Raw genomic sequence first — 16,779 nt, forward strand, 5'->3', positions numbered from 1 at the left:
TTCACAGATCATTGTGTTAGCAAAAATCGTAAGATCATTTTAAAACTTTCTCTAAAATCAGCGAAATATTTTTGTGTGATTCTATAATTTCAACTAAAATTTCGAATAATGTTTGTCCGTTTCCATCAATCAAATCATCCAGTTTTTGCTGAATCAATTCTACATTAAAAGGTTTTCCAATTCTGATTTTGTTTTCGTAAAATTCTTTCGTCGCTTCAAAACCTAAATCTTTTTTTGATTTTTCAGATTCTTTCCAGATAATTTTCCCCTCAAATCCATATAAAATATCATCAAATCCGTCAAGCGTTCCTATTTTCCAGTCTTCATCTTTCATTAAAATCAGAGAAACGTCTTCGTAAAAACCTGACAAATCAGAAAAATGGCTGCCATTGATGACAGCCATTTTTTTATTATTTTTATTTGAAGTATCCAATTCTATTTAAATATTTCGACAAGTTGTTATCTGGAAACCTAACGGGTTTTCAAAACCCGTTAGATTTGAAAGTTGTATTTAAACTCAGTATTTATCAAGCCAAAAGCAAATTACCAAAAGCCATCTGCTTACTTAAAGTATTCAACTCCATTTCTGAAGATGTTATGGTAATTCGCAGTCGGAATATTTTTCATTAAACCTTCTGCAAAACGTTCCGGATGTCCCATTCTTCCGTAGATCTTTCCGTCCGGACTGGTAATTCCTTCAATACCGAACAACGAGTTATTTGGATTAAATGGCATTCCGTGAGCGATGTTTCCATCTAAATCTAAATATTGAGTCGCAATCTGTCCGTTCTCATACAGCTTTTGAATTTCTTCTTCCGAAGCCATGAAACGACCTTCGCCGTGCGAAATTGGAATCGTGAAAACTTGGTCTTTCATTCCTTTCAGCCAAGGCGATTCGTCATTCAGAACTTTTACATTCACCATTTGAGAAATATGTCTTCTGATGGCGTTGTGCGCTAAAGTCGGAGAATTTTCATCCAAATCTTTAATTCTTCCGTAAGGCAACAATCCTGATTTCACCAACGCCTGAAAACCGTTACAGATTCCGATGATCATTCCGTCTCTGTCGAGCAATTCGTGAACGGCATTTTTCATCTTTTCATTCTTCAGAACATTCACGATAAATTTAGCAGAACCGTCCGGTTCGTCACCCGCAGAGAAGCCTCCTGAGAAAGCTAAAATCTGTGACTGTTTAATTTCTTCTACCCAAGCATCAATGCTGTCATCCAGCAACTGATGGTTGATGTTAATTAAAGGTAAACTGCTCACAATTGCACCCTCTTTTTGGAATGCATTCAGCGTGTCGTATTCACAATTTGTTCCAGGAAAAACCGGCAAGAAAACTCTTGGCTGAGCAATTCCGTGTTTTTTAATGATGATATTTCTTGGATTCATTGAGTTTAGTTTTGAATCCAGCTCAACCGTTATTTTTTCTTTTTCAACTGTTGAAAAAAGGTTTTCAAAAGTTTTTGTATTTGCTTCAAGTAATTTTTCGATTTCAAAATTCAAACCACTGATTTTCAAAGTCTTTGAATTTTCAACTTCACCGATTAGTTGAAGATAAACAGAGCTCAATTCTTCAGTTGATTCAATAATTAAACTTCCTATATTTTTAGATAGTAAAACGTTCTCTTCAGCAATATTTATTTGAGCTCCCAATCTGTTTCCAAAACTCATTTTTGCTAATGCAACTGCAACGCCACCTTCTTTCACAGTCTTCACAGAAACGATTTTTCCGGCCTTGATATTTTCGAAAATCAATTCATAAACAGTCTTTAGATTTTCATAGTTTGGAAGTCCATTTTCCTGCGAAATATGATTGAAGAAATACAGTTTATTTCCCGCCTGTTTAAATTCCGGAGAGATCACATTTTTCTTCTCACCATTCGCACAAGCGAAAGAAATCAATGTTGGCGGAACATTCAAATCCTGATATGTTCCACTCATAGAATCCTTGCCTCCTATTGCAGCTAAACCGAAATTAATCTGAGCATCATAAGCTCCTAAAAGAGATGCCAAAGGCTTGCCCCATTTTTCTGGATTTTGTCCTAATTTTTCAAAATATTCCTGAAAACTGAATCTGATATTTTTATAATCACCACCCATCGCAACGATTTTCGCAACGCTTTCAACGACTGCATAAGAAGATCCCAATAATGAGTTTTGCTTTGAAATTTCAGCATCAAATCCCCAACTTGCCAAAGAAACGGTGTCGATGTCTTTTGCACCTAAAATTGGCAATGTCTGAGCGCTTCCTTCCATCAAAGTCTGCTGATATTTTCCACCCAAAGGCATCGCAACCGTAGTCGCACCAATCGATGAATCAAACATTTCCAATAAACCTTTTTGAGAGGCAACGTTTTTATCTGCAAGAATTTTCAAGAAATTCTCTTCGTTAAAAGTTTGAGTTTCTTCTTTTACTTCATTAAGATGCGTAATCTTAACTTGCTGACTTTTAGAACAACCGTTTGTATCCAAAAATTCTCTTGAAAGATCAACAATCTTATCGCCTTTCCAGAACATCTGCATTCTTCCTGAGTCTGTTACTTTTGCAACTTCTACAGCCACAATATTTTCAGCTTCACAGAATTTGATGAATTGTTCTTTATCTTTTGGTTCAACCACAACCGCCATTCTTTCCTGAGATTCGGAAATAGCAAGCTCAGTTCCGTTCAGACCTTCGTACTTTAAAGGTAAAACATCTAAATTAACTTCCAAAGAATCAGCGATTTCACCGATTGCTACGGAAACACCCCCAGCTCCGAAGTCATTCGATTTTTTAATTAATCTCGTCACTTCAGGATTTCTGAATAATCTCTGGATTTTACGTTCTTCCACGGCATTTCCTTTCTGCACTTCAGAACTCATCGTGTGGATAGAAGTTTCGTCCTGTTCCTTTGAACTTCCGCTTGCTCCACCAACACCGTCACGACCCGTTGCACCTCCTAAAATAATGATAGAGTCGCCAGCTTCAGGCTTTTCACGTCGTACCCAATCCACAGGAACAGCTCCGGCAACGAAACCAACTTCCATTCTCTTTGCTTTGTAGCCTTCATCGTAGATTTCGGAAACCATTGTAGTCGCCAAACCGATTTGGTTACCATAAGAAGAATAGCCGTTTGCAGCCTGTTTTGTGATTGTTTTTTGAGGTAATTTGCCTGGTAAAGTTTGGTCAACAGATTCCAAAACATCAGCAGCACCCGTTAATCTCATCGCCTGAAAAACGAATGAACGTCCGGACAAAGGATCTCTGATTGCGCCACCTAAACACGTAGAAGCACCACCAAAAGGTTCAATTTCCGTCGGGTGATTATGGGTTTCGTTTTTGAATAATAAGTACCACGGTTCTCTTTTACCATCGTATTCAGCTTCGATCTGGATGGTACAGGCGTTGATTTCATCAGAAACCACCAAGTTCTCCAAGTTGCCTGTTTTATGGAAATATCTTCCGCAAACTGTTGCCAAATCCATTAAAGAAATAGGTTTCAATTCGCGTCCTAAGAATTTTCTTTTTTCGATATAGTCATTGAAAATAGTTTCCAATGTATGTTTAAACTGTCCTTCAAATTCAATATTTGACAATTCTGTTTCAAACGTCGTGTGACGGCAGTGATCGCTCCAATACGTGTCTAAAACTTTAAGTTCAGTTTCCGTAGGATTTCTCTGTTGGGTTTTAAAATATTCCTGAATAAATTTTAAGTCATCCAAACCTAATGCAAAACCGTGATTGTTAAAGAATTCTTCAAGCTGAGCGTCATCAAAATTGATGAAACCTCCGTGAACAATCACTTTAGATGGGGTTTCTTCAGCAGGAATATCTAAAATTGACAAATCTTTTTCCTGAGATTCTACTTTATTGATGAGAAGATCTTTAATTTTTGCTAAATCAGGATCAGAAACTCCTTCGAACTCGATGAGTTTACCACTTCTTACTTTAGACTTCTCATTTTCAGTCAGTAAAGCGATACACTGTTGGGCAGAATCTGCACGCTGATCGTATTGTCCAGGTAAAAATTCTAATGCGAAATGAGTTCCTTTTGCAGGATTTTCTTCGATTAAAATATCAGTAACTGGGTCAACGAAAGTGCTGTTTACCACTTTTTCGAATTCGCCATCATTTAATCCAAAAATATCGTAAACGTTGTACACTTTTACACTTTGGATAGACGGAATCACCGCTTTTACTTCATCAAAAATTTTTGGACTTTCTACATCGAAAATTCCTCTTTTTTCTACGAAAATTCTTTTGTTTTGAGACATTAGATGTCGGATATTTATTAGATTTATTTAATTTTTAACTGAAATTTAATTTGGAAACGAATCTCTGCAGCCCGACTTAAGCGGAGCTCTTTTGCCGCAACGAAGTGGAGGCAAAAAGCGAGAGTGGAAGGCGGATTAAGCTGCCCAAATAAGTAAATTTCAATGATCAATACTTTATTCAAATCATTCATTGAACAAAGTAAAAAATGCAGCCAAAAAGACTGCACAATATTTATACTTTAAGGTCAGATTCTAAACCAATCAATTCTTTGTTGGCATCCAGAATAGGCTGGACTTCATTTGCGATGAATTCTTCCGTCTGAATTGGTGCAAAACCGATGAAGTTTTTAGGGTCGAGAACTTCTTTTAATTTTGATTTGTCTAATTTCAACGAATTATCGTTTAAGATTCTTTCGATCAAATCGTTTTCTTTTCCTTCTTCTTTTACCTGCTTGGAAGCTTCCATAGAGTGAACTCTGATTACTTCGTGGATTTCCTGACGGTCGCCACCAGCTTTCACTTCTTCCATGATGATGTATTCTGTCGCCATGAAAGGAAGTTCTTCCATAATATGTTTGTTAATTCTGTTTGGATACACCACAATTCCGTTCATAATGTTATTCCAGATCAATAAAATTGCATCAACTGCTAAAAATGCCTGAGGAATTGTTAATCTCTTGTTTGCAGAATCGTCTAACGTTCTTTCAAACCATTGTGTAGAAGCGACCATCGCAGAACTCGTTGTCAAAGACATTACGTATTTTGCTAATGCTCCGATTCTTTCGCTTCTCATAGGATTACGCTTGTAAGCCATTGCAGATGAACCGATTTGGTTTTTCTCAAATGGTTCTTCAATTTCCTTCAGATTTTGAAGAAGACGTAAATCGTTGGTGAATTTATGTGCAGACTGAGCTATATTTCCTAATAAAGCTACAACTTTTGCATCAATTTTTCTGTCGTAAGTCTGTCCGGAAACCCCGAAAACTTTCTCAAAACCAAATCTTTTTGATAATTCTTTATCTAAATGTTTTACTTTAGAATAATCTCCGTTGAAAAGCTCCAGGAAACTTGCAGCCGTTCCCGTTGTTCCTTTTACCCCTCTGAATCTCAATGTTTCTAAGAAGAAATCAAGCTCTTCGATATCTAGAACTAAACTCTGTAACCAAAGTGTTGCTCTTTTCCCGACAGTTGTCAACTGAGCCGGCTGGAAATGTGTGAATCCTAAAGTCGGAAGGTCTTTGTACTGAATTGCGAAATCAGAAAGATTTTTCATTACGTTCACCAACTTTTTCTTTAAAATTAAAAGTCCGTCACGGATTTGAATTAAATCTGTATTGTCTCCTACAAAAGCTGAAGTTGCTCCCAAGTGAATAATTCCCTTTGCAGAAGGCGCCACATCACCATAAGCGTGAACGTGAGCCATCACATCATGACGGAATTTTTTCTCATATTCTGCTGCTTTATCATAATCGATATTGTCAACATTGGCTTTCAACTCTGCAATTTGCTCGTCTGTAATATCAAGACCCAAGTCTTTTTCAATTTCAGCCAAAGCAATCCAAAGCTTTCTCCAATTCTGGAATTTGTTGTTGTGAGAAAAATTAAACAACATCTCTTCGCTTGAATAGCGTTCTTCCAAAGGATTTTTGTAGGAATTCATTCTTTACTTTTACTTTTTTATAGATATGCAAAAGTAAGATTTTTTGATGAGAATTGAAAGAGGTTTTAAAAACTTCAACTGGCGGAATTTTAAGTGAAAAGATGATGTATATTTTGATTTTTCCATCATAGTAAGTGCAAAACTTCAGGTGTGTTCTTATATCCAAAAAGGCTTTGCAGATTTAACCACAAACGGCACATAGGCTTTCACAAGGAACACTGGAAATTTTTGAGCTTAGTGAAAAATCTTTGTGCTCATTGTGATAAAAACATTGACACAAAAGGCTTTCAGATCTGTTAAAAAATTAATATTCAGGACAATTTATAGAAAAAAAGCGCCACAGAATACTGCGACGCAAAAAAAAAATGTTTTTTAGAAAAAGTATATATAAAATGTTTGGTCTATTTGATGGTCCACATCGAACCGTTTTTTGTGGTTGTCTTCTCCAGTTTTCCCTGAGAAGTCAGGTCGTTCAGCAATTTTTCGCTGTCTTTTCTTCCGTTTCCGGAAAGTTCTGTAAACTCTTTTGCAGTTAACGAACTGTATTTTTTAAATAACGATTCCCAGTCTTTCGCAAATTCTGACTTTTCAGCTTTTGGATTTACTGTGAGAATTGCAGTTTCGTAAAAAGGATAAGGTTTGGAACCGTAAACCATTTGTTTTTCGCCTTTATTATTCATGAAAAAGATAGTGGGAAATCCCCGCACGCCCAGTTCTCTGGCCATTTTAAGATCATCTTCAAATAAAGTTTTTGCTTTACCTTCGAAGTCAGATTTTAACTGTTTTAAATCAAGACCGACTTTTTCAGCAGCCAACGCCATATTTTCCCATTTGGCAATATTTTTCCTTTTAAGGAAAACCAATTCTCTCAGCTCTCTCATAAAAAGAATGGCTTTTTCTTCGCTCTGCAACTGCGCTGCTTTGAAAGCAATCGATGGTGGATAGGAAGAATCCAAAGGATCCTGCAACCATACATCGCCATCAATCGGCATGTCGTAGTAACCGCTTACTTCGTCCCAATGGTGTGCAACATCAGATGGTTTACTGATGCCTCCGCTGTTGTAGCTCCAGTCTGGCAAAAGTCCGCCCATGTGGTATTCTACGTCGATTTCTTTTCCGTATTCGAGTTTCATTTTTCTCAGCTGAGGCTCGATTCCCCAGCAGGATGAACAGATCGGGTCTGTAAAATAGATTACTTTCACAGATTTTTCGGTTGTATCAATTGTTACTGAACCGTTTTCTTCACTTCCGGGAACACCGCAAACTCCGGTTTCGGGATCACAAAGAAGTGGATTGGTTGTCTGTGTACTCATTTTATTACTCTTTTTTTTACCGTTCTGACCGCTGCATGACAGAGACAAAATGCTCAGGCTACAGATGATCACATTTCTATAAAATCTCATCAGAAATTTTTCTTAACTCAGCAAATCTAAAACTTTGCTTACTTTAAAATACTATAAGTTTCATTTTGGAAAGTAGTTTCTTTGAGGAAACTGACTTTACAAAAATTCTTATCTTTGCATCAATCAAGAATTATGAAAAAAACATCAACCGTAAACAACAACGCCATCTGCAAACACCGCATGAATGCCATCAAAGACACTGTTGAACTGCTTTCCGGCAAGTGGAAATTTCACATTGTGGGGACGCTTTTGCAGAGTAACAGAATGAGATTTATGGATCTTCTCCGCGAAGTAGACGGCATCGGGACAAAAATGCTTTCAAAGGAGCTTCAGGATTTGGAGATGAACCATCTAATTACAAGAGAAGTTCTCGACACAAAACCCGTAACTGTAGAATACGAAATCACCGAGTTTGGTAAAACCTTGGCTCCGATTATTGATGAAGTGGCGAAGTGGGGGATTAATTACCGGACGAGTTTGTATGGGGAGAAAACCAGTTCTGTAGAATAATTTTTAATAAAAATTTAGATAATAACACGAATTTTTTGATTCGTGTTTTTTTGAATCCACCAACTGATTTAAATACCTTTTTGAAAATTAGAAACCAAGGAGAATTAGTTTATCTTTGAGTTAATATTAATTTTTATAATTGTATTCATGAACCAATCTAAAAATTTGCTTTCAGAAATCGATTTTACAAACTTGTTCAATAAAAATTTAATTTTAAAAGTTAAAGATATTGATATTCTTGAAATCAATCAACTTGAGATTAAAACGAGAGATACTGAAGGAGAAATATATACTCATTTTTTAAACAATGCATTCGCGGAATATAATTACGAACCGTCGGATCTTGATGAAATAATTGAGAGATACTCTACAGCTTCTTCAAATTTATATTCCCAAAAAACACCAATTGATACCAATTGTATCATTCCTATTATAAAAGATAAAAGATTTTTTGATGAGTGCTCAAATCTTTCTGAAGAATTTTCAAGAAGTCATGTTTATGAGATGTACAACTCAGATTTATACATTTTTTATGCAGAAGATAAAGAGGATAGCATTTCCTATTTAACTACTGAGGATTTGGAAGAGTTAAGTTTAAATATAAAAGATTTACAAAATTTAGCGGTAAATAATTTAGAATCTTTACTTGAAATTGAACGAAGTGGAGACAGCGGCATTTTTATGCTTCTTGCGGGAGGAAACTATGAATCGAGTCTAATTTTATTCGACATTTGGAACGAAGATAATTTTCCGGTTAATGGAGAAATTATTCTTGCAATTCCTTCCAGAGATTTGGTTTTTATTACAGGGAGTAATGAATTAGAAAATATTGAAAAGCTCAAAAACATAATTATCGAAATTAATAAGGAAGGAGATCATATCGTATCTGATAAGCTTTTCATTTTAAAAGATTCACATTTTCAGGTTTTAAACTAAGCAGTTATTTTTTAGCATCACTCCTCTTAAACGCATCCACTTTCAAATAAGCATCATTCTTTTCTTTATCATTTTTATCCGAGATTAAAATTCCGAAAAGATGATCGATTTCGTGTTGGAAGATGACGGCTGTGAAACCTTCAACTATTTCTGTATATTTCTGACCTTTTAAATCAACATATTCCAGCTGGATGACTTTGCTTCGGTAAAACTGACCGTAAAAATCGGGGATGGAAAGATCGCCCTCGGGACCGAGATTCTGAAGTTCGGATTTCCATGTGATGATGGGATTCAGGAAGTATTCCAACGGTTCGCCTTCTTTGTCGAAGCGCTGTACCCAGATTACTTTTCTGTTGATACCCACTTGCGGTGCGGCAATGCCTACTCCACCGTCGGTTGACTGAAGTGACGCTTTCATTCTGCTGACCAAAACCGCTGTATTTTTATCAAGCGGATCGATGTCGGCGGAAATGCTTAGTAATGTTTGATGCTGATGATTTTCTGTCGTCTGATAAATAGGTAAAGCGGTCGTGATGTCACCTTGATTGATGATTTTCAGTTCATCGGGAGTGAATTTTTGTGCGTTGATAAAACTGATGAGCAGAACGAAAAGCAGAGAGATTTTTTTCATTTTGTTGGAATGTTGCACCAAGATAAAGATGTTTTTATGTTTTGGCTAAAGCCAATGAATTTAGTTGCATTAAAAAAACGGGCTTCCTTCGAAAAGCTCAGGATGACATGACCGTTTCTGTTGAATATGAAGGATTTTATCTCACGCAGATTCTGCAAACTCAGCAGATCAAATCTGTGCAAATCTGTGTAATCTGTGCGACATTTCGCTTGGCTCTTTTTACTTTTGCCTTGTCTCTTTTTCAGTAAGTTTTCGTCATATCCTCAGGAATAATGAGATTAAAATCTGTCGGAATATAGTCTTTCTGAGGGATTTTCAATTCTGGATCTTCTGATTCGAAGACAGAGATGACAGCCATTTTCAGGTTTGGATTTTTTTGTTTGATGTACCAGTAAATTCCGCCAAATTCTTTGCTGTGGTAATTGCCGTTGTAGTGGATGAATGTTTTTCCGGACTGGAAATTTTTTAAAATAGATTCAGCCATCGTTGCATCTTTGATGGCTTGTGCTGAGACGAAATTCATCACTTTCATTTCGTCGGCGTGGTCGCCCATCATGGTTTTCATTTCGGGATAGCCCGGCGTTTCGAGAGTTACTTTAATTGGAAGTTGAGCAATGTAGGTTTTTTCTTTTGCTGATAATTTATTTAAAGATTCAAGACCTTCTTTGGAGGTTTGGGAAGCGTATTTTCTTGGAACATTGGTGGCGATGAATTTCAGTTTTCTGTCTTTCGCAAAATCTACCAAAGGTTTGTAATCTGTAGCATAATTGTTCCACAATCTGGAGGAGTCTTTGAATGTTTTCGCATCAAATTTTCCACTTAAATATTGATCTAACTGAGACTGATTGTCTCTTTCAAACATTTCTGCACCTAAAATCAGTTGTCCGTTCTTCTTTTCAAATAAGGCTTCGGTAATTTTGAGCTGAAGCCAGTGGTTGATGGAACTGTTGTGGTTTTCGCCAAAGAAAACTATATCGTATTCAGCTAATTCTTTAATCAGCTTTTCGGTTTTTATTTCTTTTCCTTTTTTGTCGTAGAATTGGTAAGGTTTGAAGCTCTGCGCATTTGCCGAGCACAAAACAGTTAATAAAAGGAATGCGAATATATTTTTCATATTTTCTTTTTTTAATAGTTTAAATACAGATACTGATAATGGTCTTCACAAATTTCATAAATCATTTGGATGAATGATGTTTACCATTATAAGAATATTGAATGACATTGCAAAAATAGAATTTTCCATCACAAGAATATAGTCTGCCATTGCAAGAATATAGTTTGCAATTATAAAAATATTGTCCGCCGATGCAAGAATATAGTTTTCCTTCGCAAAAATAGAGTCCGCCAATGCAAGAATATCCTTCGTCATCGAAAGAATAATGTTCACCATCGCGAAAATATTATTTGACATTACAACAATATTATTTTGGGAGGCAGGAATATAGTTTTGGGATGCAAAAACATTCTTTTGGGATGCAAGAATATACTTTTAGGAGGCAGGGATATTCCTTTGGGATAAAAGAATATACTTTTGGGAAGCAAGAATATAATTTTGGGATGCAGTAATATAGTTTTGGGATGCAAGAATATACTTTTAGGAGGCAAGAATATTCCTTTGGGATGCTACAATATTTCTTAGTGAGGATTAATTTAATTTTAAGATGATTTCGCTGAAAAATTGCTTAGATCCCTAAGGGATGACAAACATAGCGCAAATAGATTTGAAATCAACAACTTTTAAATAAAAAGGCCGCCTTGCGAAAACAAAACGACCCTATCAATTAATCTAACTTTTTAGTAGTTTTCTAAACCCGCTACAAGGTCTTTCCACTCCTGTAGTTCAGGGATTCCCGGTTTTCTTTTTCCGAAGAACTGTACGATGAAATCTCCTTCTTTATTGAATACCTCAATTGCTGTTACTTCCCCGTCTTCAGTTGGTTTTTTAACGATCCAGACCTCAGCGATTTTAGTTACATCAAGGTGTAAATTGAAATCAGGATCCATCACGTTAAACCATTGCTGGTGCCACATTGTTTTCTTTACTTCTCCGGTGTGGATCTGAATAATCCCTCTGTTTCCAACAAAGATCATGATTGGCAAGCCCTTTTCAGAAGCTTCTTCCAGCACATTTATCACTTTTGAATTGTCGATCTTCCTGGCATAACCTTCAGGAGCCAGCCTCAAAGCCTGAGTTCTTGACACACCGAATTTTCTGGTCATCATGAAGAAATCGTGGGTATCTTTTAATTCTGTCCATGACTTTTGGAAGCCTTCCACATCAATTTCAGCATCTGCTTTTTCTTCAGCTTTTGGAGCAACAGTTTCAAATTCCAAAGCAACATTTTGATCTTCAGCTTTAAATTTCTCAACAATTGTATCGAAAGCTTCAGCATTGCTGTCTTTCGTTAAATAGATTTTATGCAGAGCCAAACCGTCTTTTCCGAAAAACTGAAGACTTTTTCTGTCGCCTTCCACTACGCCAAAAGCAGATTTCCAGTGATTCTGGAAAATTCTCAAGTCGATATCTTCATTCACAAAAAGCTGTGCGTGCGGACTGCTGAAATCTCCATTTTTGTAAACGCCTTTTCTTTCGTGAACGCATTCGTCGTTTCTCGTTAAAGCCATTACTTTTCCTAACCGCTCAACTTCAGTTAAGATGTTGGCAAATTCGGGTTTTAAAACGGTAACGCCTTCTCCGACGTTGGTTGCCAACAATGCAGCTTCGCTTACGCCTAACTGATCTGCTGCATTTCTAATTCTTAAATGTGGGTTTTCAGCTTTCAGAGATTCCCATTTTTCTTTTAATTCGTTAACTAAAGTGCTCATTTATTTATTTTTTGATTGTTAAAACTGTGTATAATCTTGTAACGGTTTCGCCGTCTGCTTTACTTTTTACCTGCTCTTCTTTTTCTGAAATTTTCATTCTTTTGAAATGACTTTTAGAAACCGTTTCTTCCATTTCACCGGAGTTGTAGAGTTTAAAATCATACTGTGTGAAAGGCAGAGTTTCCATAAAATCACGCTGCCCGAAAGTAAGAACGAAGGTTCCGCTGTCTTTTAAAACTCGGTAAATTTCATTTAAATATTCTACAGGCTGTTTCCAGAAATAGGCTGTGTTGACGGTAAATATTTTGTCGAAAGTCTGATCTTCGAAAGGCAGTTTCGTTCCTTCATACAATACAAATTCTGCCTGATTTTTAAATTCATCATTTAATCTTTGGGCTTCATTGTGCATGGTTTCAGAAATATCAATTCCTGTATATTTTAAATCTTTTGCCAGATTTAAAAGGCTTTTTAAGTGTGCTGCGTTGCCGTGACCGATTTCGAGAATACTTTCTCCATCTTCAATCAAAAGTGTTTCAATGCTATCAACCGTCATTCCGATGTTGGTGGCATTCATCATTTCGGCTACTTTCAAACCGGTTTCGCCTTCAGGATTAGCGAGGTTTCGTGCTAAAATTTTTAAATCTTTTTCTTCCATATTATCCAAAAATAATCATTGGATTGCTGGTGATTGGGTGGTCGCAAATCGTACAGGGAAAATTGTACGCTTCGCTGATATTTTCTGCTGTGAAAACTTCTTCCGGTGTTCCATAAGCTGCAACTTTTCCGGATTTCATTAATAGAATTTTGTCTGCGTACTGAGCTGCTAAATTTAAATCATGAAGAACAACCACTGCAGAATTTTCGTTTTGAGTGAAATTTTTAATGATTTCCAAAGCTTTGTACTGATGCTTTACATCCAGATTATTCAAAGGTTCATCCAGAAAAAGAAGTTTTTGAGTGATTTCATTTTGCAGCTGAGCCAAAACTCTCGACAAATGAACACGCTGTTTTTCGCCGCCGGACAAAGTGTTGTATTCTCTGTCTTTCAAATGATAAACGTCGGTCTGATGCATCATTTGGTCTGTTGCCTCAAGATCTTCCTCTTTCGGCTGGGCATCAAAATAGGGATAACGCCCCATTATCACTACATCTATCACTTCCAGAGGAATGTCGTTTGAATTGTGCTGGGAAAATTTTGCCTTGTGCTTTGATAGCTCGGTAATTTTCCAGTCGGTTATGTTTTTATCTTTAAATAAAATCTGCTGTGCACTCTTCACTTCATTTGCCAAAACACTCAGAAGGCTCGATTTTCCGGCACCGTTGGGACCGACGATGGCTAAAAATTCGCCAAAGCCCAAAAACACATCCACATTATTGAGAATATGAAATTCTTTGTGTTTATAACTGATCTGCTGTGCCTTAATCATTAGATTGACTTTTTAAATTTCATTAAAATGGCGATGAAAATAGGACCTCCGATTAACGAAGTTAAAATCCCTATCGGTAATTCTGAAGGTGCAACAATACTTCTGCTTATGGTATCGGCAATTAAGAGCAAAATACTTCCCAAAACTGCTGATAGAGGCAGAATGAAAGTATAATTTGATTGGAATAAAAGCCTTAAAATGTAAGGAACAATGAGCCCTACGAAACCGATCGTTCCTGAAAAGGCAACGCATGTTCCGATCATTAAAGAAGTAATGATGATAATCTGTTTTTTTAATCTTTCCACATTAATTCCCAAATGCTGAGCATCTTTTTCGCCTAAAAGCATTGCATTTAAAGCTTTTCCCTGAGGGAGTAAAATAATGTAGGAAACAGTGAGAACAAGAGCGAGAATGATATTTTTCATCCATGTGGCACCAGCAAGACTTCCCATATTCCAGAAAGTAAGGTCTCTTAGCTGCTCATCTTTGGAAATATAAATCAGAAATCCGGTAATTGAAAATCCGACTGATGTGATCGCAACACCGCTCAAAAGCATCATGACAACATTGGTTTTGCCGGCACTTGTAGATATTCTGTATACCAATAACATGGCTCCCAAAGCTCCGAAGAACGCAGCAATTCCTGTGAGTGAAAACTGAATCATCTCAGGAAGATACTGTCTGAAATATCCTCCTAAAACAATTGCAATTGCTGCAAGCAAAGTAGCTCCCGAAGTTAAACCAATTGCCTCGCCCGTTGCCAGAGGATTTTTGAACAGTCCCTGTAAAGTTGTACCTGAAACCGCCAAAAGACTTCCCACTAAAATTGCCATGATAATCCGTGATGCCCGAACATCCCAAACCACATATTTATCGCTTAAAGATAGGTCTGAATCGCCTTTTATCACTTTTAATAAAACTTCAAAGGCCGATTTTCCTCCAAAATCGTACACCCCAATATTAAGAGACCATACTGCTATCAAGGCAAGCAGTATAGTACTTAGTGTGATGTAAAAATATAGTTTACTTTGCGTTTTCAATTAGAAGTTTGTTTAATGAAACTGCTGCCTCTCCTAATCTTGGTCCGAAACCTGAGATAAGGCCTCCATCCATGGCAATCACTTTTTTGTTTTTTCCGGCGTTGGTTTGTGCAACTCCAGGGGCTTTCAAAACACCTTCGATTCCTCCTGAACTTTCCAGTCCGCTTGAGAATAAGAACAATATGTCAGGATTTGCTTTTACTACCGCTTCCGGAGTCAGTGGTTTGAAATCTTCAAAATCATTCACTGCATTTTCACCGCCTGCAATTCCGATCAATGCTGCCATCGGTGTGTTTCTACCTGAAACCATCATCATATTTCCTCTTGCGTAGATGAAAAGAACTTTTGGTTTTTTAGTCAGCGTCTGAACCTGGGCTAAATCTGAATCAATTTTATCATTTAACTTCTGATAATCATTATTTCCGATGGCTTTTGCTACGTCAGCGATTAATTTTTTAGTTCCTTCAACGCTATATTCCTGCTTGAAAGTTTCCGTTTTGATACCTGAAGATTTAATTTTACCCATTAAATCAGGGTTGATGTCTTTGTCTGAAGCTAAAATCAAGGTTGGAGAAACAGCCATAATCGGCTCGATAGTAATTGATCTTACGTGACCTAAATTTTCGGCAGAAGTTTTTAAACCTTCCGGATAAGTGCTGGTAACATCAGTTGCAACGATTTCTTTTTCGTGACCCAAAGCGGCAACGATTTCTGTAATTCCGCCGTTTAAGGTTATCATTTTATGATTGGTTTTCGGAGCTTCTGCTTTCGCTTCGGTATTGTTTTCAGTTGATTTTGTATCTTCTTTTTTGCAAGAGTAAACTGCAATAAGCATGGATGCTGCTAATATGAATTTTTTCATTTTATCTTATTGTTAGATGTTTGATGAGGGGTGTTGGGTGTTTAAAAATTGATATTGAAAACAATTTTTCTTTTCCCCAACCCTAAAGGGGAGGAAAAATTGTTTTCAATCTACTACAAAGGTTTATATTCAAATGAAGGGAAACCTCTTTCTCCCGCAAGGCCCTGAGCATCTGCTTTTTCTTTTGTGAGTCTTGTGAATCTGAGCTTAAAATAATATCCGTCTGAATCTTTAATCACGTAAAACCGGTCTCCATAAATCTGAGCTCCACTCGCGGTACCTCTCCAATTAGAACCAATAACTGTGTGATCGTTAAAGATAAATTTAGCCTGATCTATATCTGAAGCTTTGAAGCTGTTATAAGCGTCTACACCGGTTGCCGGAGCTGTTACCGTAACTTCGTATGCACCTGTTTTCCCAAGATTATTATTGTTTACGAAATCTGCATACGCATAACTGCCTGCTCCCGGTATAGTGTTTGTGAAAACTGTAAATGACAGATCCCACTTCTTTTTTTCAGGCTGAATAACGACTTCTTTATTGTTTTTAAGACTTACAAAACTGTAATTGTAAGCAGTATTTTTTGCCACTGTAAGCTCTTTGTGATTTGTTGCACCAAGCTCAGCATATTTAATCTTATATCCTTCTCCTGATCTGGTTATCTGAATTTTCATCCAACCTCTGGCATCACCGCTATACGTAACGGCACCCAATGCTACGGGACCATTGTAAATATCTTTTCCTAAATTAAGAAGATAGATTCCGTTGTCTGCATCCAGAGATTTCACTTCTTCGATGGCTGTGTAACCTGAAGGAAAATCACCTTTCACATCATCAATATATGCTTCGTTAGCAGGATTAAAATTAGCTACCTGAACCTGAGTCTGCAGAGAGAGAACACTTGCAGAAGTAACAGCGTCAATATTGGTTGCATTTGGAATTTTAGCTGCTGCCATCATGATGGATGAATTTAAAACTACTTTGAACTGGCTGCCGGAATAAAATGCAAGATCCCAATCTGTTCTTTTGGTAGAGACAAATTTATTTTCGCTCAAATCAAACCAAACCTGATTGGGTTGGGTGGCACCGCCTACGCTTACATTCACCAAATCTCCGTCAATTGGTGCTACAGCAACTATATCTTCGTTGTCATTGATGCAGGACTGCGAAACAGCGAGAGTTCCCACTAATAATCCAAAAAGTATTTTCTTCATTTTCGATATT

Annotated in this window: 15 protein-coding genes; 2 read left to right on the forward strand and 13 right to left on the reverse strand. The window is 36.9% G+C overall.

All coding sequences use genetic code 11. The features are described 5' to 3' along the window. Positions 1-34: 34 nt before the first annotated feature. The 4 genes from ASG31_RS09355 to ASG31_RS09370 all read right to left on the reverse strand — a co-directional run bounded on the left by ASG31_RS09355 (position 35) and on the right by ASG31_RS09370 (position 7,233). Positions 35-403 (reverse strand): ribonuclease inhibitor, encoded by a 369-nt coding sequence (locus ASG31_RS09355; protein WP_231433772.1) that lies wholly within the window; start codon positions 401-403, stop codon positions 35-37. A 158-nt stretch (positions 404-561) separates the two neighbouring features. Beyond that, the gene (locus ASG31_RS09360) at positions 562-4,260 is read right to left on the reverse strand and encodes a phosphoribosylformylglycinamidine synthase (RefSeq protein ID WP_056031078.1); all 3,699 of its coding nucleotides are present in this window, start codon (positions 4,258-4,260) and stop codon (positions 562-564) included. Positions 4,261-4,492: 232 nt separating this feature from the next. Continuing rightward, complete coding sequence (gene purB, locus ASG31_RS09365) at positions 4,493-5,920, reverse strand: adenylosuccinate lyase (RefSeq protein WP_056031081.1); 1,428 nt, start codon at positions 5,918-5,920, stop codon at positions 4,493-4,495. A gap of 401 nt (positions 5,921-6,321) precedes the next feature. Next, positions 6,322-7,233, reverse strand: coding sequence for a DsbA family protein (locus ASG31_RS09370; RefSeq protein WP_056031427.1), 912 nt, complete (start codon positions 7,231-7,233; stop codon positions 6,322-6,324). A 222-nt stretch (positions 7,234-7,455) separates the two neighbouring features. Here ASG31_RS09370 and ASG31_RS09375 point away from each other — a divergent pair, with 222 nt between their 5' ends. Both ASG31_RS09375 and ASG31_RS09380 read left to right on the forward strand, forming a co-directional pair. Continuing rightward, the gene (locus ASG31_RS09375) at positions 7,456-7,833 is read left to right on the forward strand and encodes a winged helix-turn-helix transcriptional regulator (RefSeq protein WP_056031084.1); all 378 of its coding nucleotides are present in this window, start codon (positions 7,456-7,458) and stop codon (positions 7,831-7,833) included. Positions 7,834-7,980: 147 nt separating this feature from the next. Then, positions 7,981-8,769: a DUF1444 family protein gene (locus ASG31_RS09380; RefSeq protein ID WP_056031087.1), complete on the forward strand. Its 789-nt coding sequence runs from the start codon at positions 7,981-7,983 to the stop codon at positions 8,767-8,769. 4 nt (positions 8,770-8,773) lie between these two features. Here ASG31_RS09380 and ASG31_RS09385 read toward each other — a convergent pair whose 3' ends face one another. The 9 genes from ASG31_RS09385 to ASG31_RS09430 form a co-directional block, all read right to left on the reverse strand. Further along, positions 8,774-9,400: a peptide deformylase gene (locus tag ASG31_RS09385; RefSeq protein WP_056031090.1), complete on the reverse strand. Its 627-nt coding sequence runs from the start codon at positions 9,398-9,400 to the stop codon at positions 8,774-8,776. A gap of 241 nt (positions 9,401-9,641) precedes the next feature. Beyond that, the gene (locus ASG31_RS09395; protein WP_056031097.1) at positions 9,642-10,514 is read right to left on the reverse strand and encodes a ChaN family lipoprotein; all 873 of its coding nucleotides are present in this window, start codon (positions 10,512-10,514) and stop codon (positions 9,642-9,644) included. Between the two features lie 54 nt (positions 10,515-10,568). After that, positions 10,569-10,811: a hypothetical protein gene (locus ASG31_RS09400; RefSeq protein ID WP_131725526.1), complete on the reverse strand. Its 243-nt coding sequence runs from the start codon at positions 10,809-10,811 to the stop codon at positions 10,569-10,571. Between the two features lie 383 nt (positions 10,812-11,194). Continuing rightward, positions 11,195-12,226, reverse strand: a complete 1,032-nt coding sequence (locus ASG31_RS09405) for a hemin-degrading factor (RefSeq protein WP_056031103.1) — start codon at positions 12,224-12,226, stop codon at positions 11,195-11,197. Between the two features lie 4 nt (positions 12,227-12,230). Then, complete coding sequence (locus ASG31_RS09410) at positions 12,231-12,881, reverse strand: class I SAM-dependent methyltransferase (protein ID WP_056031430.1); 651 nt, start codon at positions 12,879-12,881, stop codon at positions 12,231-12,233. Between the two features lies 1 nt (position 12,882). Continuing rightward, complete coding sequence (locus ASG31_RS09415; protein WP_056031106.1) at positions 12,883-13,653, reverse strand: heme ABC transporter ATP-binding protein; 771 nt, start codon at positions 13,651-13,653, stop codon at positions 12,883-12,885. Further along, positions 13,653-14,693, reverse strand: coding sequence for a FecCD family ABC transporter permease (locus ASG31_RS09420; RefSeq protein ID WP_056031109.1), 1,041 nt, complete (start codon positions 14,691-14,693; stop codon positions 13,653-13,655). Before ASG31_RS09420 ends, ASG31_RS09415 begins: the two co-directional genes overlap by 1 nt. Further along, positions 14,677-15,555: a hemin ABC transporter substrate-binding protein gene (locus tag ASG31_RS09425; protein WP_056031112.1), complete on the reverse strand. Its 879-nt coding sequence runs from the start codon at positions 15,553-15,555 to the stop codon at positions 14,677-14,679. The genes ASG31_RS09420 and ASG31_RS09425 overlap by 17 nt, the downstream gene beginning before the upstream one ends. Positions 15,556-15,668: 113 nt before the next feature. Next, positions 15,669-16,769 (reverse strand): HmuY family protein, encoded by a 1,101-nt coding sequence (locus tag ASG31_RS09430; RefSeq protein ID WP_056031115.1) that lies wholly within the window; start codon positions 16,767-16,769, stop codon positions 15,669-15,671. Positions 16,770-16,779 lie beyond the last annotated feature (10 nt).

Origin of the sequence: Chryseobacterium sp. Leaf404 (assembly GCF_001424145.1) — a bacterium.
Taxonomy (GTDB): domain Bacteria; phylum Bacteroidota; class Bacteroidia; order Flavobacteriales; family Weeksellaceae; genus Chryseobacterium.